Origin of the sequence: Arsenophonus apicola, assembly GCF_020268605.1 — a bacterium.
Taxonomy (GTDB): domain Bacteria; phylum Pseudomonadota; class Gammaproteobacteria; order Enterobacterales; family Enterobacteriaceae; genus Arsenophonus; species Arsenophonus apicola.
The window spans coordinates 140,361-163,399 of sequence record NZ_CP084222.1 but is presented as its reverse complement, the minus strand read 5'-3'; the positions used below and the strand labels follow the sequence as shown (position 1 = coordinate 163,399).

The window sequence follows — 23,039 nt, the reverse complement described above, 5'->3', positions numbered from 1 at the left end:
CGATATAACAGGCTATGATCCATCTAATTTCTATAGCAAATCCTAGGTTAGCACAAGCATTTATTGATTATATGGCAATGCAAAACATTGTTATTGAAATGCGCGCTGAGCCACAGGGGAAATTCTTTGATCTCTGGTTACAGGACGAAAATAAGTTCGAACAAGCACAACAAGAACTAAAACTATTTATGCAAGATCCTCTTAACTCCCGTTATCAGGCGGCAAGCTGGCAAACTGGACATGTCGATAAAAAATTTGGCTACCGTAATTATCTCACTTTCGATTATTTAAAAAAACAATCTGGACCACTTACCATTATCGTTTTCTTTTTAACTATTTTTATTTATATTTGGATGCTAATTTCTGGTAATGACACCGTAATGGCTTATCTTGCTTGGCCATCAAATACTCAATACACTGAAATCTGGCGAATATTCACCCCTGCTTTACTGCACTTTTCATTGATGCATATTTTGTTTAATTTAATGTGGTGGTGGTATTTAGGTAGTCAGGTAGAACGCCAATTAGGTACAGGTAAGCTATTTGTCATTACTATTGTATCAGCTCTTTTTAGTAATTGGGGGCAATCGCTATTTAGTGGCTCAGCTTTTGGTGGTCTTTCTGGCGTGGTTTTTTCGTTAATTGGTTACGTTTGGTTAACCGGTGAACGTCACCCAGCAAAAGGTATTTCTATTCCACGAGGATTAATGATATTTGCTGTTTTATGGTTATTTCTTGGTTACTTTGATATTTTTGGCATGAAGATAGCTAACACAGCACACACTGCCGGGTTAATTATCGGTTTATTAATGGGATTATGGGATAATAGACATAAACCAAATAATACAAAACTTGACCAATATATTTAGTGATACTTGAGGTTTTTGTGAAACAAACTCAACGCCATGATGCTATTATCGAACTTGCCCGTATTCAAGGCTATGTAAGTACTGAAAAGTTAGTTGAATATTTCAATGTCAGCCCACAAACTATTCGTCGTGATCTCAATGAACTGGCAGAAAAAAATAAAATTCAACGCCATCACGGAGGTGCCGCACTTCCTTCAAGTTCTGTAAATACGGCTTACCATGATCGCAAAATGATGTGGTCGAATGAAAAAGAACGAATTGCCCAACATGTTGCGCGCCAAATCCCTAATGGGGCGACACTATTTATCGATATCGGTACCACACCAGAAGCTGTCGCCTATGCGTTGCTGAATCATAAAAATTTAAGGATCGTTACGAATAATCTTAATGTTGCAATCCTACTTATGCCAAAAGAGGATTTTCGTTTGATTTTAGCAGGAGGAGAAGTTCGTAGCCGTGATGGCGGGATTGTTGGTGAAGCAACCCTAGATTTTATATCTCAATTCCGTCTGGACTATGGTATTTTAGGTATCAGTGGTATCGATGAGGATGGTTCATTACTTGAGTTCGACTACCATGAAGTACGAACAAAAAAAGCAATTATTGAAAATTCTCGTTGCGTTATGCTGGTCACTGATCACTCAAAATTTGGGCGCAATGCAATGGTTAACCTAGGCAGTATGGAGATGATTGATTATCTTTTTACTGACCAAGCTCCTCCTGCAAACATCGAAAAAATGATTGAGTATCATAATGTAACCCTTGAGATATGCTAATATTCGCTTATCGCAGGAAATTTTCTTATTTCCTGCTCTATTTCTGTAGCTATACTTCTTTATAAGCCCATATTCTCTCCAAATTAATACTCATTCTCTAAATTAGTTTGCTATTTTGGTCTATTTTTCCATCAAACAATAAGTGGCATCAATTTTATGGTTTTTTCCGCTTAATAATAGTTGGCTTTCGAATCTAATTTGATTAAAATCGTGAGCGAAAACGAACATACTTGAGCAATCTCGAACATTGGGGGACGCATGGAAATAAAAGATTTAATAGTGCTAGGTGGTGGTATAAATGGTGCTGGTATTGCCGCTGATGCTGCTGGTCGTGGATTATCAGTATTACTACTAGAAGCTCAAGATCTTGCTAGCGCAACTTCTTCAGCTAGTTCCAAACTGATCCACGGCGGATTGCGCTATTTAGAACATTATGAATTTCGTTTAGTTAGTGAAGCGCTTGCCGAGCGTGAAGTTTTGCTTAAGCTTGCTCCCCATATCGCTTTCCCTATGCGTTTTCGCCTCCCTCATCAACCTCACCTTCGCCCTGCCTGGATGATCCGTGCTGGCCTTTTCCTTTATGATCACCTAGGTAAACGTACCAGTCTACCTGGCAGTAAAGGACTAAAATTTGGTAAAAACTCTGTCTTAAAATCAGAATTAACAAAAGGTTTTGAATATTCAGATTGTTGGGTAGATGATGCACGCTTAGTCGTCCTCAATGCACAAGAAGTTCTTAGACATAAAGGTGAAGTTCGAACTCGTACTAAAGCGACGAGAGCCTGGCGTGAGAACGGGCTCTGGGTCGTGGAAGCAGAAGACCTACGTACGGGTAAAAAAGAAACTTGGCAAGCAAAAGGATTAGTAAACGCAACTGGACCTTGGGTTAAATCTTTCTTTGATGAAGGGTTACAATTAAAATCACCTTACGGTATCCGACTAATTAAAGGTAGCCATATTGTTGTACCTCGTGTACACGATGGATCACAAGCTTATATTTTACAAAATGAAGATCACCGTATTGTCTTTGTTATTCCTTGGATGGACGAGTTTTCTATTATAGGTACTACCGATGTCGAATACCAAGGTGATCCAAAAGATGTTCACATTGATAATAATGAAATTAAATACTTACTAAAAGTTTACAACGATCATTTCAAAAAACAGTTAACCCAGCAAGATATTGTCTGGACTTATTCTGGGGTACGTCCATTATGTGATGATGAATCTGATTCGCCTCAAGCCATTACACGTGATTACACACTCGATATCCATGATGAACAAGGAAAAGCACCTTTATTATCTGTTTTTGGTGGTAAATTAACCACATATCGTAAACTTGCCGAACATGCTATAGATAAATTAGCTCATTACTACCCTAATACCGGTAAAGCATGGACTAAAGACGCAACACTACCTGGTGGTGATATCGAAGGTTGTGATCGTGACGGTTATGCTCAGTTATTACGTAAACGCTACCCCTGGTTACCAGAAGGAATTGCCTTGCGATATGCCCGCACTTACGGTAGTAACAGCAGTTTGATTTTAAACCAAGCACAATCGTTATCTGATCTAGGTGAAGCTTTTGGGCACAATTTATATGAAGCTGAATTACGTTATTTAGTCGAAAATGAATGGGTTACAGAGTTAGATGATGCCATCTTGCGTAGAACTAAATTAGGTATGTGGCTTAATGATGATGAAAAACAACGAATAAAGCAATGGTTAATTAAAAATACAACTATTACACAATAATACCATATAAGCCTCATAAATTTATGAGGCTTATATCGCAACTTTATCGATTACAACCTGAGCAAAACAGTTAATAAAGTTTCTTCGCCGTATCTAACCAATCCTGCTTAAACTTACGTTGCATATTTTCGACTGCATCTATGATATCATGATGAACCAGTTTATCATTTTGAATACCAACACAGCGGCCACCATAGCCTTGCAAAAGTAGCTGAATAGAGTAAGCGCCCATACGGGATGCCAAAACACGATCACTCGCTACTGGGCTACCGCCTCGCTGAATATGACCTAAAACAGTTGCACGTGTTTCATGCCCCGTTGCTTTTTCAATATATTTTGCCAATTCATTAACATCGTAAATATGTTCAGTAATAGCAACAATCGCATGACGTTTACCTCTTGCTAAGCCAGATTTAATTTCTGTCAGTAACTCTTCCTTATCAAAAGGTATTTCAGGCAATACTACAAACTCACAGCCTCCAGCAATAGCCGCGGATAAAGTCAAATCACCGCAGTGGCGCCCCATTATTTCAACTATCGAAATACGTTTATGGGAAGTTGAAGTATCACGTAAACGATCAATTGCCTCAACAATGGTATCCAAAGCGGTAAAATAACCAATAGTATAATCAGTACCAGCAACATCATTATCAATTGTTCCAGGTACGCCAATACAAGGGAAGCCCGCTTCAGTGATCCTCTTTGCTCCGCGATAAGAACCATCTCCACCAATGACCACCAAGGCATCAATATTATGTTTTCTCATATTATCAATAGCTTGAGCTCTTACCTTCTCACTATCACGAAATTCAGGAAAACGAGCAGAGCCTAAGAAAGTACCACCGCGGTTAATAATATCAGAAACACTAAAACGGTTGAGTTCTTTTATTCGATTTTCATAAAGACCCATATAGCCGTCATAAACACCATAAACTTCTAATCCTTCAGAGAGTCCCATTCTTACGACACTACGAATAGCAGCATTCATCCCTGGCGCATCACCACCACTGGTTAAAACGCCAACTCTTTTTATTCCTTTTTTATTCATGGTGACCTCTGATTTAATATATTGCTACAAGTATAAAAACCATATCATTTATTTTACTTATGACTGCGACGAGCTGAATTGATTCTGCATGCTACATTATACGATAAAACTTTTACCGTGTGCTTTAATTATTAACTTTCTTTGATAAAGGTGAAATTTATTATAAATATTACAAATACTCCCATTAAAATAATTAAATAAAAAAATTTCTAATTATTATGTTAATGAAATATATATGTGGCTGATAATTAAGTTATCTTAATAGATACTTTAATTTTTTATACTACAGATATATAGATCTTTTTTTTAAAACTAACGTTTACAATAAAACGTTTTTTATATCTTTTTAGTATAGCTAACTTCATCTATAAAAATTTTTAACTTTTAATTAAAAACTGTCTGATTAATTTACACCTCCGATTTGCACTTCATCTAAAATATTCCTTATAAGTCAGTTAGTTCCATCGCAAAAATCATATATAAACATAACACCACTAGTGTACAAAAAACTACAGAGAAGGCAAAATATAATAGGCATTGTTACTCATAGTGGAAATCGAAAAATAGTATCGCTAGATAGAAATATTTTAGTAATTTTAAATATAGGATCTGCGAGTAAATGAAATAATGGAGAAAAAATGTTAGAAATATTCGATGTGAACTATAACCTTTTGACTGAAAAAAAATCAAAAGAATTATTTACGTTAAGAAAAGAAACATTTAAAGATCGGCTTAACTGGGCAGTCAGTTGTATTAATGGCATGGAGTTTGATGAATATGATAATGACAAGGCTAACTATCTATTTGGTGTAAGAAATAACAACATTATCTGTAGTGTCAGATTTATTGAAATGCAATTTCCTAATATGATTACAGGCACATTTGCACATTTTTTCAAACATCTTAATCTTCCTAAGGGAAATTATATTGAATCAAGCCGCTTTTTTGTGGCCAAAGACCGAACAAAAGAACTAAATTGCGACAAATATCCTGTCTTTTTTATACTATGTCTAGCAATGATTAATTATGCTCAAAAAGGCGATTATGATGGAATTCTTACTATTATCAGCCATGGTATGTTAAAAGTAGTAGAACGTTCAGGTTGGGAAGTTTCAATCATTGAACAAGGTTTATCAGAAAAAAACGAAAAAGTGTATCTGCTGCTTTTGCCCATAGATTCTAAAAATCAAAATAAGTTAATTGGAAGGATAAGGAGCCATTATGACAGCCTTGTGAATAATAATTTAAAAAAATGGCCATTAATATATCCATCATTTGGAGACAGGTTTAATGAGCTGTAATTCGACACCAAGTCTTATTGCATGCTTAGCGTTCATAACGCCCAATTTTTTCACAACACTGCCAATATGAAATTTTACTGTACCCAATTTTATACCTAGTATGGTTGCAATTTCAGAGTAGGTTTTTCCCATACTAGCCCAATACAAAATTTCATTTTCACGTGGTGAAAAACACTCTTTTCCACTTGCTGGGTTCTGATAGTTTTGTCTAATCATCTCTCGATACAGAGAGGTGATTTTTTCATGAACATCAAGAAGAAGCATATGCAAATCATTTTTATGCTCTTTTATCTTCTTTTTTATTTCGACAACTTCTGAACTAAACATCACGATTGATAACATAGCAAGGCGATTATTATAATCATGTAATACAAAAGTATAGCCATTTACAACATTATAATCTTTCGAAATATCGAAAATTTTGGAGAAATTAATATTAGAATTAATAGGCAAACTTTCGTCCCACTCAAAAGGAGAAACTCGATTAAGAGCAAAGATAATGACGGGATCGATTTGTTGATAATTCCTTTCCTTATATATTTCAACCCACTCATCTGGATAATTTGTTATCGCAAACATTTCCGCTGGATTTCTTTTATTCAGGATAATATACGCATACCTAAATTTCCCAAAAACAGCTAATTCTCTATCTAAGTAGTTTTTTATTACATCATTTATCGTATCATTATCAAAAAACGTCTTTGACATCCACTTACTCCCCCAAAATACATAATAACTTCCATGTAAGGATAAAAGTATAGTGCAAAACTAGACTTAAGTCTAACTACAATCGAAGCATAAAAAAAGGTAAAGTCACAACTAGATTTAAATAAAAATAATAAAAAAACCTGACCTCATGTAAGGTCAGGCTGCCAAGTTGGCCAACACCAGGGAAATTTATTTCTCAATATCATAAAGCCATATCGTCAGTAGAAGCAAAATGTCTCTACTGGCTTTATAGCTTTTTTTCATCATAATTTGCTATTAATAATTCAACTCTCCTTCATTAAACTTTAATTTTTTCATATATATCAATATATTAACCTTAACAAAGAAATAAACTTTTGCTTACAAATTTATTTATAATTAAATCAACATATCGACTAATTAGCCATATTTCATTCTAGAAATCTATTTAATTTGTATCTCAATTGCGCGGTAAACTTCATTTAGTTATCTGTTGGACATCCTACATATTCAAATTATCTAAGAATTTTACGATATTAAAACATTATGAATGGGTTAATCTTTATGAAAATAAATGCGTTAAATAAGTAACATTTTTCTGATACACGATTCTTATGATAAAATTTTCAATACATTGTCTTTAATAAACAATATTTTTGTAAGAACAACATCATAGCAAACAAGTGCGTTCTATCATCACACTAACAAATTTAAAAAATATCCTTAACTTACTAAACTAGTGTGATTATGAATACTAGATAAGAGGTTAGCATTATTATTTGATTATATTTTTACTAAGCTAATTTTTTAATTAACTAGATGAGTTAATTAAAGAAATAAAAAGCAATACCCCTTCAACCAATGAAATCAAGAAGACTTACTAACTCATGTAACTACCGTGTCAACTAATCAACAGTTTTTGCTCCCATAACAGCTTCTATCAGCTAAGTTTTTCAACATATTATTATGGATCCTAGAGACCATTGTGGTCGTGAAAAGTGATGGGAACAAAAAATATTTAGCACTTATTTACGTCATTAGAGATATGACTTCAAGCAATAGCGAGTCAGTATTACCTCATTTAATTTTCTTTGTGCAGCTGAGCCAATATTGACCATATCGAGGATATCTTCGAAATAACCTTCAATATTGTGTACACTATGGGAACAAGCATCTTTCACTCATTCTAAAACAGGCGTGAAATGTCCGTATTCCGCATATTCTAGCTGCTTAGCAAGCTCTCTAGCCGACCAAAATGCAAGGCCAGATTCATCAATTTTTTATTTATTCAAATATTTGATTTTGTTGAATTATGCATCTAATCTCTCATATTTATTAGCGCTATCGATTGATAATGCAGATGGCTTACCTGTAGTGTAATTCAAATACTGTTAAGACTTCCTAAAATAACCTACTTGTAAACTCTCCCTAACAATCAAACTGTAGTGGTCAACTATAATTGTGATTTCTTCTTCAATATTCTGATAGTAAAAAAGCCAGTAAATACAAGGTATCTTCTGGCTTTGTGATTTGTTGTTAATTACTATGAAAACTTACTCAATATTTTGGATCTGCTCACGCATTTGTTCTATTAAGACTTTTAATTCGACAGCAGAATTAGTCACTTGGCTATTAATAGATTTAGAGGCCAAGGTATTTGCTTCACGATTAAATTCCTGCATCATAAAATCCAACCGACGACCGACAGCTTCTTGCTTTTTAAGAATATTACGCGTTTCTTTAACATGAGCATCTATCCTATCAAGTTCTTCTGCAACATCGATACGTTGGGCTAACATGATTAGCTCTTGTTCTAATCGATTATTATCTATCTGAATTTCTGCCTCTGCTAATTTTGTTTGTAAGCGCTCACGCTGCCATTTTAAAATCTCCGGCATTTGATGACGAACATCTTGAATTTGCTGACTAACAGCATCTAGCCGTTGCTCAATCATTACCTTTAGCATCTCGCCTTCGCTTTCCCGATTGAGAATAAAATCATCTAAAGCAAATTCTAATTCTTTAAGTAAATGTTTACAAATAACATCCAAATTCTGCTCCTGAGCTAACATAACCCCAGGCCAGCGAAGAATTTCTAACGGATTAATTTCGCCTTCACCACTACTCTTTTTTACCCAGTTCGCAGTTCTAATCAATTGGTTAGCTAACTCTTCATTTAGGACTAATTCACTCTGCTGATGTGAACTAAGTTCAAAACGTAAACTACACTCTACTTTCCCTCGTGTTAATCTGGCACGTAGACGCTCGCGAATCACAGGTTCCAGGCTTCTAAATTGTTCCGGCAAGCGAATATAAGTTTCAAGATAACGTTGGTTAACGGAACGCAGCTCCCAAGCCGCATTTCCCCATTCACTTTTTATATCTCGTCGTGCGAAAGCGGTCATACTATGGATCATATATCGTTCCTATAAATAAAAATTAGATTATAACCTTGAGTGAAAGCATAGGATAGGCATTCAATGTCGAAGAACGTATAATGCGCCACCAACATTATTTAACTACGGAGATAACACCATGCGTCCAGAGAATAGGCAGGCTGATCAGGTGCGCCCTATAAAAATCACCCGTCAATATACTAAACATGCAGAAGGTTCTGTTCTGATTGAGTTTGGTGATACCAAAGTATTATGTAACGCCACAATCGAAGAAGGCGTTCCCCGCTTTTTAAAAGGCCAATCACAAGGTTGGATAACAGCAGAATACGGTATGTTACCACGAGCAACAAATTCTCGTAATATACGCGAAGCAGCAAAAGGCAAACAAACCGGTCGCACCATGGAGATACAACGCCTTATCGCACGTTCTCTACGAGCTGCTGTTGATTTAAAGCAATTAGGTGAATATACCATTACACTAGATTGTGATGTCATTCAGGCTGATGGAGGCACTCGTACCGCTGCAATTTCGGGTGCCTGTGTCGCTTTAACTGATGCATTAAACAAAATGGTCGCAGAAGGAAAATTGAAAAAAAGTCCGCTTAAATCAATGGTTGCAGCGGTTTCTGTCGGCATAGTGGATGGCAAACCTATTTGTGATCTAGAATATAGTGAAGACTCTGTCGCTGAAACAGATATGAATATTGTCATGATGGATAATGGTAAAATGATCGAAATTCAAGGTACTGCAGAAGGTGAACCATTTAGTCATGAGGAGCTGTTATCGCTGCTTTCTTTAGCAAAAAATGGCTTACAAACCATTTTTACCGCCCAGAAAGAAGCATTAGAATAATAAACTATTATATCTTACTAGCGGTCTTTTATAGCTGTTAAATTGAAAGAAGATAAATTAAAGAGGAAAATTTAATGAAAGGCTATCAGCGCGAATTTATTAAACTCGCCATGAAAAAAAAAGCATTGGAATTTGGTGAATTTACGTTGAAATCTGGTCGCAAGAGCCCCTATTTTTTTAATGCTGGCCTCTTTAATACAGGAAAAGATTTAGCTGCACTAGGTCATTTTTATGCCCAAGCGTTTATGGATCATAATCCTGCTTGTGACATTATTTTTGGTCCGGCCTATAAAGGTATTCCGATCGTAACAACAATGGTGGTTGCACTATCTGAGCATTATCACTTTGATAAGCCATACTGTTTCAATCGGAAAGAGGTTAAAAAACATGGTGAAGGTGGAGAATTAGTCGGTAGTCCATTAAAAGGAAATGTTGTGATCGTTGACGATGTTATTACAGCAGGAACGGCAATTAAAGAATCTGCAGAAATAATTAAGCGACATAAAGCTAAACTTAGTGCGGTTATATTAAGTCTAGATCGTCAGGAGAAAGGTGAAAAGAATCTATCAGCCGTCCAAGAAATTGAAAAGAAATTCAAATGCCAGGTATTTTCTATTATTACTTTGAATGATTTAATTGATTATTTAAGTGAAAATCCGAATATGTCAACCCATTTGGCTACGATGAAAGCTTATCGAGAAAACTATGGTACCACTCCTCTTAACAAATAAAAAATTAGCAATTTTATTAACCCACTAGCGTAAAAAAAACTCCGCCCAAATATCAGGCGGAGTGAGTAGTACAATTAATTATTGTAACTGCGCCAAGATCATAGGCCAGCGTGCATCAAATTCTTTAGTTGGGCAATACCGAAACTCTGAACGTACAAATCGTGATAACATACCCTCACAAAACACTAATAGTTGAGATGCTAATAAACTCTCATCATAACTAAAACTTTGCTTATCTCGTATTTTTCTTTCCTTTAAAACCTGTCTAAATTGCGCTTCGATACGTTCAAACAATTGGCTAATCCTATCTTGTAATTGAACTTGCTCAAACATCAACGCATGTGCTGTCATTATTCGTGTTAATCCAGGATTTTTCTCCGCAAAACCCAGTATCAACATTAAAATCAAGCGAATACGCCTAATGGTGTCTTTCTCATCTTGCAGAATCAGATTAATACGTGAAATTAAAGAATTTTCAATAAATTCAATAAGACTATCAAACATTTTCCCTTTACTAGGGAAATGCCGGTATAGTGCTGCTTCAGATACACCAACATGACTTGCCAACTTAGCTGTGGTAATGCGCTGGCTGCCATCACTTGTTTCCAACATTTGCGCAAGCGCCTGCAAGATTTCCTCACGCCTGTTTTTCTTCTTTGCTATCTCTTTTCCTGCCATGGCTAAACAAGACCCCTGATAAAACAACAAAACAGACCACGCAATCCTTGCTTTTCATCATTTATAAAGCTTAAAAATCAAAAAATTGATAATATTTTATAAATAATAAGATTATTGGCGGCCTGAATGACCAAAACCACCACTACCACGTTTTGTCGTTTCAAAATCTTGTACAAGCTTAAATTCAGCTTGAACAACTGGCACAAAAACCATTTGTGCTATACGCTCACCCGGTTCAATAGTAAAACTTGTATTACCACGATTCCAGACCGAAACCATCAATTCACCTTGATAATCAGAATCGATTAAACCGACTAAATTTCCTAATACAACACCATGCTTATGGCCTAAACCTGAACGAGGAAGAATTACTGCAGCCAATTGTTGATCTGCAATATGTACTGCTAATCCTGTGGGTAATAGCTTAGTTTGACCTGGTTCTAATTGTATCGCCTGATCTAAACAAGCTCGTAGATCTAATCCAGCAGATCCTTCTGTCGCATAAGTGGGTAAAGGAAATTCATTTCCTACACGAGGATCAAGAATTTTAATGTCTATTTTTTTCTTCATAACGTTGAAGTATCTCATCGAGTAAACGGTGGCCAAGCTCTAATTTATGACTATGAGGTAAATGTATCTCTTTATCTTCCCAAAATAAATTCAGGGCATTGCTTTCTGAATTGAATCCATGATCGGCTAATGAAACATCATTTGCACAAATAAGATCCAGATTTTTTTGGATAAGCTTATTACGAGCATATTCTTCCACATTTTGTGTCTCTGCTGCAAATCCAACAACATAAGGACGATTTTTAGTCAATTTACCAACACTTGCCACAATATCAGGATTTTTTACCAATGTCAGAGTAATTTCGTCTGCCTGCTTTTTAATTTTTTCTTTTGTAAACGCTTTTGGCCGATAATCAGCCACTGCAGCACATCCAATAAAAATTTGTTGTTTATCAATTATATTATGTACTTGGTTATACATCTCCAACGCGCTGACAACATTAATACGTTTAACGCCTGCAGGCGTTGATAAATTAACTGGACCGCTAATAAGTGTTACATTAGCACCTCGTTCTGCAGCCGCTTGTGCTATCGCGAAACCCATTTTTCCCGAACTATGATTAGTAACAAAACGAACGGGATCGATTTCCTCTTGGGTTGGCCCCGCCGTAATTGCTAAATGCAGGTTTACCATATCTTGCTTATGCTGAAAACTATTCTCAGCTAACTCAACAATAGCTAACGGCTCTAGCATTCGACCGGGGCCAACATCACCACAAGCTTGACTGCCTTCAGCAGGGCCCCAAACTAAAACATGGCGCTCTTTAAGTAATGTAATATTTTGCTGAGTAATATTAGCGAGATACATCTGCTGATTCATTGCCGGCACAACAGCTATTTTTGCCTCTGAGGCTAAACAGACCGTTGTTAATAAATCATTAGCCATACCAACAGATAAACGAGCAAGCAAATCTGCAGTTGCAGGTGCTAAAATAATTAAATCTGCCCATTTAGCTAATTCAATATGACCCATTGCTGCCTCTGCGGCAGGATCCAATAAATCATCAGCAACTGGATAGCCCGAAACAGCCTGTAGTGTTAACGGTGTAATAAAAGATTTGGCGGCATTTGTCATGACCACACGTACAATTGCACCATGATCACGCAAACGACGAACTAATTCCGGTGTTTTATAAGCGGCAATACCACCGCTAACACCAAGCACGATATTTTTACCTGTAAGTTCTGCCATCATATCTATCCAAATTCAAATGATGAGTTTACTGATATTACCATAAGCTGAAGTTTAGGTGAGAATACCATCAATTTTTATCCATCAAAAAACTTTTTTGCAAAACGCTACGCAACTACGCTAGGAAATTTTGGCACATACTTTGGCATGCTGTAACCTGTCAAAGCGACTGGGAAATAGACAGGAAAACATATGGAAGAAATAAATTATGCACTTCAACCTAGAGAAAAGCTTTTAGCTTATGGGGCATCATCATTAAGTGACATAGAGCTTTTGGCCATTTTTCTTCGCACAGGGTTGCCTGGATTTCCGGTTTTAATATTGGCAGAAAACTTACTAAAAGAATTTGGTTCGCTTCATAAACTATTAACAGCTGATTATCAACAATTTTCAGCGCACAAGGGATTAGGGGTTTGTAAGTATTCACAATTACAAGCGATTGGTGAAGTGGCTAAACGATTTTTTACACAACAACTTATTAATCAAAGTATTATGAGAAGCCCTAAGCACTTAAAAAAATATCTACTCGATTTTTATCTTGGACAAGATAGAGAAATTTTTATCGTATTATTCTTAAACAACCAAAATCAAATTATTTGCTATGAAGAAATGTTTAAAGGTACCATAAATCGAGTAGAGGTACATCCGAGAGAAATTTTAAGGCAAGCTGTTAAAGTAAATGCAGTATCCATTATTCTAGCGCATAATCATCCATAGGGTAACCCGGAGCCCAGTTTAGCGGATAAAATTGTCACCGAAAGAATCGCCAATGCTTGCCGTTTGATAGACATAAAATTACTTGACCATTTTGTCATCGCCCATAAAAAATGCCTTTCATTTGTCGAACTTGGCCTACTCTAATGCCATATTTTGACTAAGAAATAGCAACTTTATTAGTTCTGGGCTTGAGTGAAAGCGCTATAGGGCGTATACTACGCCACCTTTTAGGATCTCGGGTTTGACACAAAGGGCCTATCTCAGTGAGTTTTTACTGAAGTTAAGTTGTTTTTTATATTAAGAAAATTTGCTGAGATAGGCTCCTAAGTCTGACGAGGCAGTCATTCCCGATATAAAGCTCGAGCTGATTAGATTTTTGGAGAAATAGACATGTCACGAGTCTGTCAAGTTACTGGTAAGCGCCCGATGAGCGGTAATAACCGCTCACACGCAATGAATGCAACTAAACGCCGCTTTTTGCCAAACCTGCACTCTCACCGTTTCTGGGTTGAGTCTGAGAAACGTTTCGTAAAACTTCGTGTGTCGGCAAAAGGCATGCGTATAATCGATAAAAAAGGGATCGACGCAGTTCTTGCTGAGCTTCGCTCCCGTGGTGAGAAATACTAAGGAACTTAAAAATGGCTAAAGGTATTCGCGATAAAATTAAACTAGTTTCTTCTGAAGGTACAGGCCACTTCTATACTACAACGAAGAACAAACGCACTATGCCTGAAAAATTGGAAATGAAAAAATTCGATCCAGTTGTTCGTAAGCATGTGATTTATAAAGAAGCTAAAATTAAATAACTTCTTAATAAAAAACCCAGCGCAAGCTGGGTTTTTTATATAATATCTTTAATGTATAAAAGAGAATTTTATATTATTAACATTTTTTCATTTCATTCTTTTCACTGCAATTTCGTTAATATAATAAATAACCTATTGAAAAAATTAATGAATATAAATAATTATCAAAAAAATTTCTTATTTTATTCATTAAATTTCAGCTCATATATTCATATAATTTTTCTTTGAATAAAAACATTTATTAGATGGCTGAAAATCACAATTTTTCAGGATAATAGAATATATGCAAAATTTTTCTCTAAAATGAGATAATCAGTAACTTGAAAAATTATTACCATAATTATTCAAATCTTTAACAAATGGCTGAAGAATAACAAAAAGTCATTCAATTTTTTGTTATGGTATAGTAAAACTATACCATCGGGTTATCTTACTTTTATACTACCTATAAATAATCTCTCACCATTATCAATGCAAACATACTAAAAATATTTTCTGATATTACTATTAAAAAAATAGTCTCATACCATTATGTATAGTAAAAAATAACAGATAGCAAATTACAAATTAGTAATATTATTGTTAAACTTATTGATAATATTTAAAATTATTTACTTTATAAAGATTCAAATTTTTATTATTTTTTCAAATCTACTAAAAATTTTCAAAAATAAAAGTTATTTCTAGTACAAAAAAAGTAACCCTTTAGATTATTCTAATGAAATTAACTATCTCAAATTTGTTGAATTTATAGTGATAACATTGGTCAAAAATCAGATAAACTTATAAACAAACAATTCAAGAGTGACTGCAGCAAGTGGATAAACAATTTAAAAAAATTCTGATCATTAAAATGCGATTTCATGGAGATATGTTACTGACAACACCTGTCATTAGCACGCTCAAAAAAAATTATCCAACCGCTAAAATTGATATTCTTCTCTATCAAGATACAATACCAATCTTGTCTGAAAATAGAGAAATTCATGCACTTTATGGCATAAAAAACAAAAAAAATAACAATATGGCTAAACTAGTTGATTTTATCATATTAATCAATAAAATACGAAAAAATCATTATGATTTAATTATAAATTTAGCCGATCAATGGATTGTACCTTTTTTGGTAAGATGTATTCCTGCCAAGATAAAAATTTCTCATCAATTCAAGCATAGAGACACAAACTATTGGTCTGGAAGTTTTACACATATTGTTAAACCAAGGGGAAAACATGTTGTTGAACAAAATCTCTCTATACTAAAGCCTCTTCAACTTAATACTTTATATTCCAATACAACAATGGCTTACCAAGCAACTGATTGGGAAAAAATTAATCACCAATTAATTTCTCTAGGTGTACATAGTAGCTATGTTGTTATCCAACCAACAGCTAGACAAAAATTTAAGTGTTGGGATGATGAAAAATTTGCTGAGGTGATTGATAATCTTCAATCTAGAGGATATCGAGTCATATTAACATCAGGCCCCAGTAAAGATGATCTGACCTGCGTGGCTAATATTGCACAACAATGTCGTCAATCACCCGTTACAGAATTTGCAGGAAAAACTACATTTCCACAATTAGGCGCTCTAATTAGTCATGCCGCTTTATTTATCGGTGTAGATTCAGCACCAATGCATATTGCAGCAGCATTAGAAACCCCTATTATCTGCTTATTCGGTGCTACAGATCATCAATATTGGAAACCATGGAGTAAAAATGTTATTCAAATTTGGGCTGGCAATTATGAAAAAATGCCAGAGCGACATGAGCGTGATCGTAATAAAAAGTATCTATCAATAATTCCTGCTAAAGATATTATCGCCGCCACAAAAAAAATGTTACCAATGGATATACAAACCATTAAATCTGAGATAGAGATATAATTCCATGGAAATTGCATTTTGTTTATATAAATATTTCCCCTTTGGTGGGTTACAAAGAGATTTCATCAAAATCCTCTCTGCTTGCCAAAAACGCGGACATCAAATACGTGTTTACACAATGGTATGGGATGATGAAATTCCTGCTGATATTAACGTTATCATCATCCCAGTTAAAAGGCATACAAATCATGGGCGTAATGAAGCATTTTATCATCAGGTTAAAACGCATTTAACCCAATATCCTGCTGATGTTATTGTTGGTTTTAATAAGATGCCAGGATTAGATATTTATTATGCAGCAGATGTTTGTTATGCAGAAAAAGTTGAAAAAGAAAAAGGTTTTTTTTATAAATTGACCAAACGATACCAACATTATATCGCTTATGAAAAAGCGGTCTTTGATGTAAACAGTCATACTAAATTATTAATGTTGACCCAACATCAAGTTGATGACTTTAAAAAACATTACAAAACACCTGACGCACGTTTTTATCTGTTACCACCAGGCATTGACCTTAGTAGAAAATATGACCAGCAAATTACTGACGCAAAACAGATATATCGTAAAAAAAATGCCATTTCTATAGATCAATTCTTTTTATTACAAGTCGGTTCAGATTTTAAACGCAAAGGTGTAGACAGAACACTGAAATCAATAGCTTCCTTGCCTGAGAATATAAAAAATAAAACTATGTTAATGGTAGTAGGCCAAGACTCACCTACCCGCTATCAACGATTAGCAAAAAAACTGGCTATAGATAAGCATGTTTTATTTTTTGATGGGCGTAATGATATAGCTGAATTGATGGCTGCTGCTGATATGTTAATCCATCCAGCCTACCAAGAAGCTGCCGGCATAGTATTAATCGAAGCTATTGCAGCGGGTTTACCCGTCATTACAACAGATATTTGTGGTTATGCGCCTTATATCAAACACGCAAATTGTGGCATAGTAATAGATGAACCTTATAGCCAAAAAAATCTTAATAATGCTTTGGCTACAAGCTTAGCTAATAAGTCTCTATTACATCAATGGGCAAAATCTGCACGCCACTTTGCTGACACTCAAGACTTATACAGTTTACCTGAAAAAGCTGCAGATATTATTTTGGAATGCCAGCATGCTTGAACTTAAACAACCCTTTAAAAACTTATGGCAAGATAAAGATCCTTTTATTGAAATAGAAAAATTAGATGGCAAAATTTTTCGTCAATTAGAGACACGCAAGACATTATGCTTTACGCTTAATGCAAAGAGTTATTTTCTCAAAATTCATTATGGCACTACGTTAAAAGAAATATTAAAAAACCTATTTTCTTTACGAATACCAGTATTAGGTGCGGATAGAGAATGGAAAGCGATCCATCGTTTAACCGAGGCAGGCATTGATACGATGCATGGTAAAGCTTTCGGCCAAAAAGGAATTAATCCTTTATACCGTAAGTCATTCATTATTACTGAAGCACTTATTCCGACCATTAGCTTAGAAGAGTACTGCGTAAATTGGAAAAATTCAGCTCCCAAATTTAGTACTAAAAAAGCATTAATTTTTCGAATGGCTGAAATAGTGCGTAAAATGCATGCATGTGGTGTCAATCATCGCGATTGCTATATTTGCCATTTTTTATTACATTTGCCTTTTGACGGCGATGAAAAAAAATTAAAGATTTCAATTATTGACTTGCATCGCGCCCAAATACGGCAGCATGTACCCAAACGTTGGGAAGATAAAGATTTGATTGGGTTATATTTTTCTTCACTTAACATTGGCTTAACCCAACGAGATATTTTTCGTTTTATGCAAATTTATTTTTCCGATAGTTTAAGAAATATTCTAAATAATGAACAAAAATTGATTTTCAGCGCTAATATTAAAGCAGAAAAAATAAAAGAAAGAACCGTTAGGAGAGGATTATAACTCTAAACGTTTTGTTTTTATAAAAGATTCTATAAAAATGGGTATAGTACATGTATTTTGACAAGCACAAAGTTATTAAACAAAAACTCTGCTTAACGCAAAATATGAATGCTGATTGTCACCCTAAATTCCATATTGCATATGGAGTCGATAAAAATTTTTTATATGGTTGCGGAATATCAATAGCATCAATTGCGCTGTACAATTCTAATATTAATTATTGTTTCCATATATTTACCGATTATTTTGATCATGAACAGGCAACGCTATTCAATACCCTTGCGCGTCAATATAAAATTGAAATAAATATTTATTTAGTCGACGACCAGAGCTTAAAATCATTGCCCTGCACTAGAAACTGGTCATATGCCACCTACTTTAGATTCATCATTGCTGACTATTTCACCAATAAAATAGATAAAATTTTATACTTAGATGCAGATATTATATGTAATAATAATTTAGATAAATTACAAAAAATTCAATTCAATAATAATGAAATTGCTGCAGTGGTAACAGAAAAAGATAAAAAATGGTGGCAAAAAAGAGCATCCGAATTAGAGGTAGCAAATATCTCACAAGGCTATTTTAACGCTGGATTTATACTCATTAATCTTAATCGCTGGGCAGAAGAAGATATTTCAACTCAAGCAATGCAGTTACTTAAAAATAATTCGTTAAAAAATAAATTCTCTTTTCTTGACCAAGATGTTTTAAATATTCTGCTAACAAATAAAGTAATCTATTTGGCAAAAAAATATAATACTCAGTACAGTATAAATTATGGTCTGCAAAGTGTTAAACATGATGCATTTGCTATTGATACTATTTTTATTCACTATATTGGCCCGACCAAACCATGGCATGAATGGGCAATATCTCCCTTTTCACAACCATTTATTAAAGCAAAAAATGCCTCTCCCTGGCAAAATAAACCGCTATTAAAAGCAGAAAGCGTACACCTTTTAAGGTATTGCGCTAAACATAAATTCAAACAAAGAAAATACCACGAAGGTTTAAAGAATTATACTCACTATTATTTAGCAAAATTTAAAATTCTCTTTAAAAGAGTTAAAGGGCTATGTTTATCATGAGGCATTTTATAAAACAAAAATTTAATATTGCAGGAAAAGAAAATCTTACTAAAAATAATAAAAATTTTAATATTGCTTATGGCGTTGATAAAAATTTTCTATTTGGTGCAGCAATATCCATAAATTCCGTATTAATGAATAATACTGATACTGATTTCAATTTTTACCTATTTACTGATTATATTGATAACGAATATTTAGCACGTTTTCAAGAAATGATAGCGAAGTATAATTCTAATATAATTATCTATCTGCTCGATGCTGAAGAATTAAAACAACTATCAACCTCAGACTTTTGGTCTTATGCCACCTATTTTAGGTTAATCGCTTTTGAATATTTGAGTACTAATATAAACTCTATTTTATATTTGGATGCTGATGTTATCTGTAAAGGCAGCCTAAAAGAACTATTTCAGCTAAATTTAGCTGATTTTTTTGCCGCCGTTGTACTCGATGTTGACAACATGCAGCAATCAAGTGCGACTCGACTCAATTTAGCCGATTTAAATGGCAAATATTTTAATGCCGGCGTAATTTATGTGAATTTACAGAAATGGATTGAAAATGATTTTTCCAAAAAATCATTCGAACTGGTACGAGGAAAAACAGATTTCGGTAAATTAAAATATCTTGATCAAGATGCACTAAATATATTATTTCAGACACAAAATATCTATTTATCTCGTGATTATAATTGTATATATACGTTGAAAAATGAATTGTTTTATCACGATTTTTCCAAATACAAAAATACCATAACAGATAGCACCTCTCTTATCCACTATACTGGTGTTACAAAACCCTGGCATACTTGGGGTGTTAATTATCCTGCCAGTCAATTTTTTTACAATTCATATATTCACTCACCGTGGAAAGATCAACCACTAAAAATTGCAGAAAAGAGAACGGAACTGCAAGAAAAATACAAACATCTATTTTTACAACATAAATATATGCAAGGTTTCTTATGCTTAATTAAATATAAACTACTAAAAAAATAATCTTAAAGCGCCTCACGGATAGGTGCTTTAGTTTAACTAATTTATCAATTTTTCATTACGATTCAATGCTAATGCTATTCCTATTATAATAGCCATATTTGAAACATTTACCGTTTCAAATAATCCTCTAACAATCATATCACCGATAAATATCAACATCAGGATCAAAAAACCATCTTTTGCCGTATTATTACGATATCCTTTAAATAAGTACATAAAAATTGAAACAAAAAGATAGAGGAGAGCAATTAGACCAATAATTCCAGCAGCAAACCAAATTGATAAAACTGTATTATGAGGCCCGATCGATTGTTTAAAAATCCAGTCAGGATAATCAATTACTCTTTCATTGTAAATTTTATAAAATAACTGCTCGCCATAGCCATAACCTTTTATTGGATTCTCTTTAATAAGATCTAAGGCTGAATCCTGAGTACCTTGACTATAACGACTACTACTACTCGTCTGCTCTAATTTGTAAAATAATTTATCAAACTGACCTTGATTAATCATTGCCAAGTAGGATAACAAGATACTTAGGCCAATAACAGCAAGACTGAGTAACTTAATCTCTTTTTTTACTCCACACCAGATAATAAATATTACCGTAATAGATAACCAAGTACCTCGCTGTAATGTCCCGATTGTGATAGCAACAAAAGTAATCGAAAGCGAGAAAAATAAAATTTTATTTTTCACTCCTTTATAAAACCAAAAGGAAAGTAAAGCGGGTACAATAAAGATTAACCAATCAGAAATATATCGATGTTCAAATTTTGATAACGGCAGGATACCCTGATGATATTCGTCAATATATTGCAGAATTTCCTTTATTGTTAACGGTAAAATAGAAATAATTAAAGAGAAAATCAAAAGCTTAGTTATATGCTCTTGTTTTTCTTGATAGAGCACTATGGCAATAGCCACTGCGGTAATAAATAATTTTTCAATAACACCTTTATTAATAGCTTTTAATGAAATATTAACATCTTTAGAGATAATTAATGAATAAAGCATTGCTATAACAAAAAGCACTAAAGACAAAAATAAATTATTCTTAAATATACTGAAAACACGCTTTCTATCTTTAATTAAATAGACAATAGCGGTGAGATAAATTAATCCTGCTAAGACATGCTTATAACGTGTAACACCATCAAGAAAATATATAGCAATAAAAAAAAATACTATCCCTAAATTCCAATAACAGCGGCAATTAATTCGTTTATTAATTATAGGGATAACCTTCATTTCTACTCCAGATAACATATTAATGCCTTCTATTCTATCGACTAACCAACACAAGATACAGTAGTATGTATTAAGATTAACGACTTGTTACATATTAAGGAAACTATGCCAGAACTACCTGAAGTTGAAACCAGCCGACGTGGAATCGAGCCCTACCTGGTTGGTAATAAAATACAATTTAGTATAGTACGCAATAGTCAATTACGCTGGCCGGTAGCGACAGAAATTTTACATATCGCCAACGAATCAGTCTTAAGTGTTAAACGGCGCGCTAAATACTTACTCATTCAACTCCAACATGGCTGGATAGTCATTCACCTAGGTATGTCAGGTAGTATACGCATCTTAACAAAACAACAATTAGCCGAAAAACACGATCATATCGACTTGGTCCTAGCCGATGGCAAAATATTGCGTTATACCGATCCCAGACGTTTTGGCGCCTGGTTATGGACGAATGACTTGGATAATTGCCCGGTACTTTTCCATTTAGGGCCAGAACCTCTCTCTAATAGCTTTAATGCAGACTATCTCTACCAACGAGCAAAAAATAAAAAAACCGCCATCAAACCCTGGTTAATGGACAATAAAATCGTCGTTGGTGTTGGCAATATTTATGCCAATGAAGCGCTATTCGCTGCCAAAATTCTGCCAACCAGAGCCGCCCATTCACTAACAAGAAAAGAGATAGATCATTTAGTTAACCAGATTAAGCAAATTCTTCAACGTTCAATAGAACAGGGAGGAACAACATTAAAAGATTTTTTACAGTCAGACGGAAAACCAGGTTATTTTGCTCAACAACTGTTTGTTTATGGTAAAAAAGGTGAAGCTTGTTCACATTGCGGTCAACTGATTGAATCAATAAAACTAGGGCAACGTAGTACTTTTTTCTGTCATAACTGCCAAAAATAGGCTTAAGCTTAATCATTTTTTATTGTTCAATTTTTTGCAACATCGCTTTCGCTATTGGCGCTGGTAAAAAAGATGAAACATCACCGCCATGTCGGACAACATCTTTAATTAAAGAAGAAGAAACAAACGATAACTTCGGAGAAGGTAATAAAAAGATGGTTTCCAGATCAGCCATAAGATGACTATTCATATTTGCCAACTGACATTCATATTCAAAATCTGTTATAGATCTCACACCTCTAATCAAAATATTAGCTTGGTGTTTTTGCGCAAAATTTACCGTCAGCTCACAAAACCCTGTTACTTCAACATTAGCTAAATGTTTTGTCTGTTCTTTAGCAAACAAAATACGCTCATCGAGGGTAAACATCGGATTTTTACGTGAACTATCCGCGATAGCCAATATTACCTGTTCAAATATTAAGGCGGCACGCTCTATTATATCCAAGTGACCGTAAGTGATAGGATCAAAAGTACCAGGGTAAATTGCTTTGTTTTTCATAAAGTTTTTCACTAATAACGAGCAACTGAACACATATTATCGTATTATTTAAGTATATTGAACAATTATGCTGACAAAATAAAATCTTTA

At 34.3% G+C, this 23,039-nt stretch carries 22 protein-coding genes and 1 pseudogene; 15 read left to right on the top strand and 8 right to left on the bottom strand.

Annotated elements, in window-relative coordinates:
- Positions 1-14: 14 nt before the first annotated feature.
- The 3 genes from glpG (at position 15) to glpD (ending at position 3,400) form a co-directional block, all read left to right on the top strand.
- Positions 15-869: a rhomboid family intramembrane serine protease GlpG gene (glpG, locus tag LDL57_RS00640; protein WP_180559192.1), complete on the top strand. Its 855-nt coding sequence runs from the start codon at positions 15-17 to the stop codon at positions 867-869.
- A gap of 17 nt (positions 870-886) precedes the next feature.
- Positions 887-1,645, top strand: a complete 759-nt coding sequence (locus LDL57_RS00635; protein ID WP_180559191.1) for a DeoR/GlpR family transcriptional regulator — start codon at positions 887-889, stop codon at positions 1,643-1,645.
- A gap of 258 nt (positions 1,646-1,903) precedes the next feature.
- Positions 1,904-3,400, top strand: a complete 1,497-nt coding sequence (gene glpD / locus LDL57_RS00630) for a glycerol-3-phosphate dehydrogenase (protein WP_180559190.1) — start codon at positions 1,904-1,906, stop codon at positions 3,398-3,400.
- 70 nt (positions 3,401-3,470) lie between these two features.
- On the opposite strand, the gene pfkA is transcribed toward glpD, so the two are convergent.
- Positions 3,471-4,448 (bottom strand): 6-phosphofructokinase, encoded by a 978-nt coding sequence (gene pfkA / locus LDL57_RS00625; RefSeq protein WP_180559189.1) that lies wholly within the window; start codon positions 4,446-4,448, stop codon positions 3,471-3,473.
- A gap of 638 nt (positions 4,449-5,086) precedes the next feature.
- Between pfkA and LDL57_RS00620 the strand changes: the two genes are divergently transcribed.
- The gene (locus LDL57_RS00620; RefSeq protein WP_180559188.1) at positions 5,087-5,749 is read left to right on the top strand and encodes an acyl-homoserine-lactone synthase; all 663 of its coding nucleotides are present in this window, start codon (positions 5,087-5,089) and stop codon (positions 5,747-5,749) included.
- Here the strand turns inward: LDL57_RS00620 and LDL57_RS00615 are convergent.
- Entirely contained in the window at positions 5,720-6,457 is a 738-nt protein-coding gene (locus LDL57_RS00615; protein ID WP_225506764.1) for a helix-turn-helix transcriptional regulator, read from the bottom strand. The genes LDL57_RS00620 and LDL57_RS00615 overlap by 30 nt on opposite strands.
- A gap of 1,532 nt (positions 6,458-7,989) precedes the next feature.
- Entirely contained in the window at positions 7,990-8,853 is an 864-nt protein-coding gene (locus tag LDL57_RS00610) for a YicC/YloC family endoribonuclease (protein ID WP_180559186.1), read from the bottom strand.
- Positions 8,854-8,971: 118 nt separating this feature from the next.
- Here LDL57_RS00610 and rph point away from each other — a divergent pair, with 118 nt between their 5' ends.
- Positions 8,972-9,685: a ribonuclease PH gene (gene rph / locus LDL57_RS00605; protein WP_225506762.1), complete on the top strand. Its 714-nt coding sequence runs from the start codon at positions 8,972-8,974 to the stop codon at positions 9,683-9,685.
- Between the two features lie 74 nt (positions 9,686-9,759).
- A complete protein-coding gene (gene pyrE / locus LDL57_RS00600) occupies positions 9,760-10,416 on the top strand; it encodes an orotate phosphoribosyltransferase (RefSeq protein WP_180559184.1) in 657 nt (218 codons plus the stop codon).
- 78 nt (positions 10,417-10,494) lie between these two features.
- Here the strand turns inward: pyrE and slmA are convergent, their stop codons facing one another.
- The 3 genes from slmA to coaBC all read right to left on the bottom strand — a co-directional run bounded on the left by slmA (position 10,495) and on the right by coaBC (position 12,856).
- Positions 10,495-11,094: a nucleoid occlusion factor SlmA gene (gene slmA / locus LDL57_RS00595; protein ID WP_180559183.1), complete on the bottom strand. Its 600-nt coding sequence runs from the start codon at positions 11,092-11,094 to the stop codon at positions 10,495-10,497.
- 111 nt (positions 11,095-11,205) lie between these two features.
- Entirely contained in the window at positions 11,206-11,664 is a 459-nt protein-coding gene (gene dut, locus LDL57_RS00590) for a dUTP diphosphatase (RefSeq protein WP_180559182.1), read from the bottom strand.
- Positions 11,642-12,856, bottom strand: a complete 1,215-nt coding sequence (gene coaBC / locus LDL57_RS00585) for a bifunctional phosphopantothenoylcysteine decarboxylase/phosphopantothenate--cysteine ligase CoaBC (RefSeq protein ID WP_180559220.1) — start codon at positions 12,854-12,856, stop codon at positions 11,642-11,644. The genes dut and coaBC overlap by 23 nt, the downstream gene beginning before the upstream one ends.
- Positions 12,857-13,048: 192 nt before the next feature.
- On the opposite strand from coaBC, the pseudogene radC reads away from it, so the two are divergent.
- From radC to LDL57_RS00545, 8 genes and pseudogenes are all read left to right on the top strand, one after another.
- Positions 13,049-13,717, top strand: a pseudogene (gene radC / locus LDL57_RS00580) (RadC family protein).
- Positions 13,718-13,963: 246 nt separating this feature from the next.
- Positions 13,964-14,200: a 50S ribosomal protein L28 gene (gene rpmB, locus LDL57_RS00575; protein WP_180559181.1), complete on the top strand. Its 237-nt coding sequence runs from the start codon at positions 13,964-13,966 to the stop codon at positions 14,198-14,200.
- A gap of 11 nt (positions 14,201-14,211) precedes the next feature.
- Positions 14,212-14,379 (top strand): 50S ribosomal protein L33, encoded by a 168-nt coding sequence (rpmG, locus tag LDL57_RS00570; RefSeq protein WP_026821921.1) that lies wholly within the window; start codon positions 14,212-14,214, stop codon positions 14,377-14,379.
- A gap of 817 nt (positions 14,380-15,196) precedes the next feature.
- Positions 15,197-16,267, top strand: a complete 1,071-nt coding sequence (gene rfaQ / locus LDL57_RS00565) for a lipopolysaccharide core heptosyltransferase RfaQ (RefSeq protein WP_180559180.1) — start codon at positions 15,197-15,199, stop codon at positions 16,265-16,267.
- Positions 16,268-16,271: 4 nt separating this feature from the next.
- Entirely contained in the window at positions 16,272-17,396 is a 1,125-nt protein-coding gene (locus LDL57_RS00560; protein ID WP_225506760.1) for a glycosyltransferase family 4 protein, read from the top strand.
- Positions 17,389-18,186, top strand: a complete 798-nt coding sequence (rfaP, locus tag LDL57_RS00555) for a lipopolysaccharide core heptose(I) kinase RfaP (protein ID WP_180559178.1) — start codon at positions 17,389-17,391, stop codon at positions 18,184-18,186. Before LDL57_RS00560 ends, rfaP begins: the two co-directional genes overlap by 8 nt.
- 50 nt (positions 18,187-18,236) lie before the next feature.
- Positions 18,237-19,280: a glycosyltransferase gene (locus tag LDL57_RS00550; protein ID WP_180559177.1), complete on the top strand. Its 1,044-nt coding sequence runs from the start codon at positions 18,237-18,239 to the stop codon at positions 19,278-19,280.
- Positions 19,277-20,281 carry a glycosyltransferase family 8 protein gene (locus LDL57_RS00545; protein WP_180559176.1) on the top strand — a complete coding sequence of 335 codons (1,005 nt, stop codon included), beginning with the start codon at positions 19,277-19,279 and terminating at the stop codon, positions 20,279-20,281. Before LDL57_RS00550 ends, LDL57_RS00545 begins: the two co-directional genes overlap by 4 nt.
- Before the next feature lie 36 nt (positions 20,282-20,317).
- On the opposite strand, the gene rfaL is transcribed toward LDL57_RS00545, so the two are convergent.
- On the bottom strand, positions 20,318-21,550 hold the full coding sequence (gene rfaL, locus LDL57_RS00540) for an O-antigen ligase RfaL (RefSeq protein ID WP_225506758.1): 1,233 nt from the start codon (positions 21,548-21,550) through the stop codon (positions 20,318-20,320).
- 87 nt (positions 21,551-21,637) lie between these two features.
- Here rfaL and mutM point away from each other — a divergent pair, with 87 nt between their 5' ends.
- Complete coding sequence (mutM, locus tag LDL57_RS00535) at positions 21,638-22,447, top strand: bifunctional DNA-formamidopyrimidine glycosylase/DNA-(apurinic or apyrimidinic site) lyase (protein ID WP_180559174.1); 810 nt, start codon at positions 21,638-21,640, stop codon at positions 22,445-22,447.
- Between the two features lie 19 nt (positions 22,448-22,466).
- Here the strand turns inward: mutM and coaD are convergent, their stop codons facing one another.
- Positions 22,467-22,949 carry a pantetheine-phosphate adenylyltransferase gene (coaD, locus tag LDL57_RS00530; protein ID WP_180559173.1) on the bottom strand — a complete coding sequence of 161 codons (483 nt, stop codon included), beginning with the start codon at positions 22,947-22,949 and terminating at the stop codon, positions 22,467-22,469.
- Positions 22,950-23,039: the final 90 nt, after the last annotated feature.

Bases quoted from the DNA above. Each gene is read 5' to 3' on its own strand.
- glpG (WP_180559192.1), top strand. From the start codon at position 15: ATGATCCATCTAATTTCTATAGCAAATCCTAGGTTAGCACAAGCATTT.
- glpD (WP_180559190.1), top strand. From the start codon at position 1,904: ATGGAAATAAAAGATTTAATAGTGCTAGGTGGTGGTATAAATGGTGCT.
- pfkA (WP_180559189.1), bottom strand. From the start codon at position 4,448: ATGAATAAAAAAGGAATAAAAAGAGTTGGCGTTTTAACCAGTGGTGGT.
- LDL57_RS00620 (WP_180559188.1), top strand. From the start codon at position 5,087: ATGTTAGAAATATTCGATGTGAACTATAACCTTTTGACTGAAAAAAAA.
- LDL57_RS00615 (WP_225506764.1), bottom strand. From the start codon at position 6,457: ATGTCAAAGACGTTTTTTGATAATGATACGATAAATGATGTAATAAAA.
- LDL57_RS00610 (WP_180559186.1), bottom strand. From the start codon at position 8,853: ATGATCCATAGTATGACCGCTTTCGCACGACGAGATATAAAAAGTGAA.
- rph (WP_225506762.1), top strand. From the start codon at position 8,972: ATGCGTCCAGAGAATAGGCAGGCTGATCAGGTGCGCCCTATAAAAATC.
- pyrE (WP_180559184.1), top strand. From the start codon at position 9,760: ATGAAAGGCTATCAGCGCGAATTTATTAAACTCGCCATGAAAAAAAAA.
- slmA (WP_180559183.1), bottom strand. From the start codon at position 11,094: ATGGCAGGAAAAGAGATAGCAAAGAAGAAAAACAGGCGTGAGGAAATC.
- dut (WP_180559182.1), bottom strand. From the start codon at position 11,664: ATGAAGAAAAAAATAGACATTAAAATTCTTGATCCTCGTGTAGGAAAT.
- coaBC (WP_180559220.1), bottom strand. From the start codon at position 12,856: ATGGCAGAACTTACAGGTAAAAATATCGTGCTTGGTGTTAGCGGTGGT.
- rpmB (WP_180559181.1), top strand. From the start codon at position 13,964: ATGTCACGAGTCTGTCAAGTTACTGGTAAGCGCCCGATGAGCGGTAAT.
- rpmG (WP_026821921.1), top strand. From the start codon at position 14,212: ATGGCTAAAGGTATTCGCGATAAAATTAAACTAGTTTCTTCTGAAGGT.
- LDL57_RS00560 (WP_225506760.1), top strand. From the start codon at position 16,272: ATGGAAATTGCATTTTGTTTATATAAATATTTCCCCTTTGGTGGGTTA.
- rfaP (WP_180559178.1), top strand. From the start codon at position 17,389: ATGCTTGAACTTAAACAACCCTTTAAAAACTTATGGCAAGATAAAGAT.
- LDL57_RS00550 (WP_180559177.1), top strand. From the start codon at position 18,237: ATGTATTTTGACAAGCACAAAGTTATTAAACAAAAACTCTGCTTAACG.
- LDL57_RS00545 (WP_180559176.1), top strand. From the start codon at position 19,277: ATGAGGCATTTTATAAAACAAAAATTTAATATTGCAGGAAAAGAAAAT.
- rfaL (WP_225506758.1), bottom strand. From the start codon at position 21,550: ATGTTATCTGGAGTAGAAATGAAGGTTATCCCTATAATTAATAAACGA.
- mutM (WP_180559174.1), top strand. From the start codon at position 21,638: ATGCCAGAACTACCTGAAGTTGAAACCAGCCGACGTGGAATCGAGCCC.
- coaD (WP_180559173.1), bottom strand. From the start codon at position 22,949: ATGAAAAACAAAGCAATTTACCCTGGTACTTTTGATCCTATCACTTAC.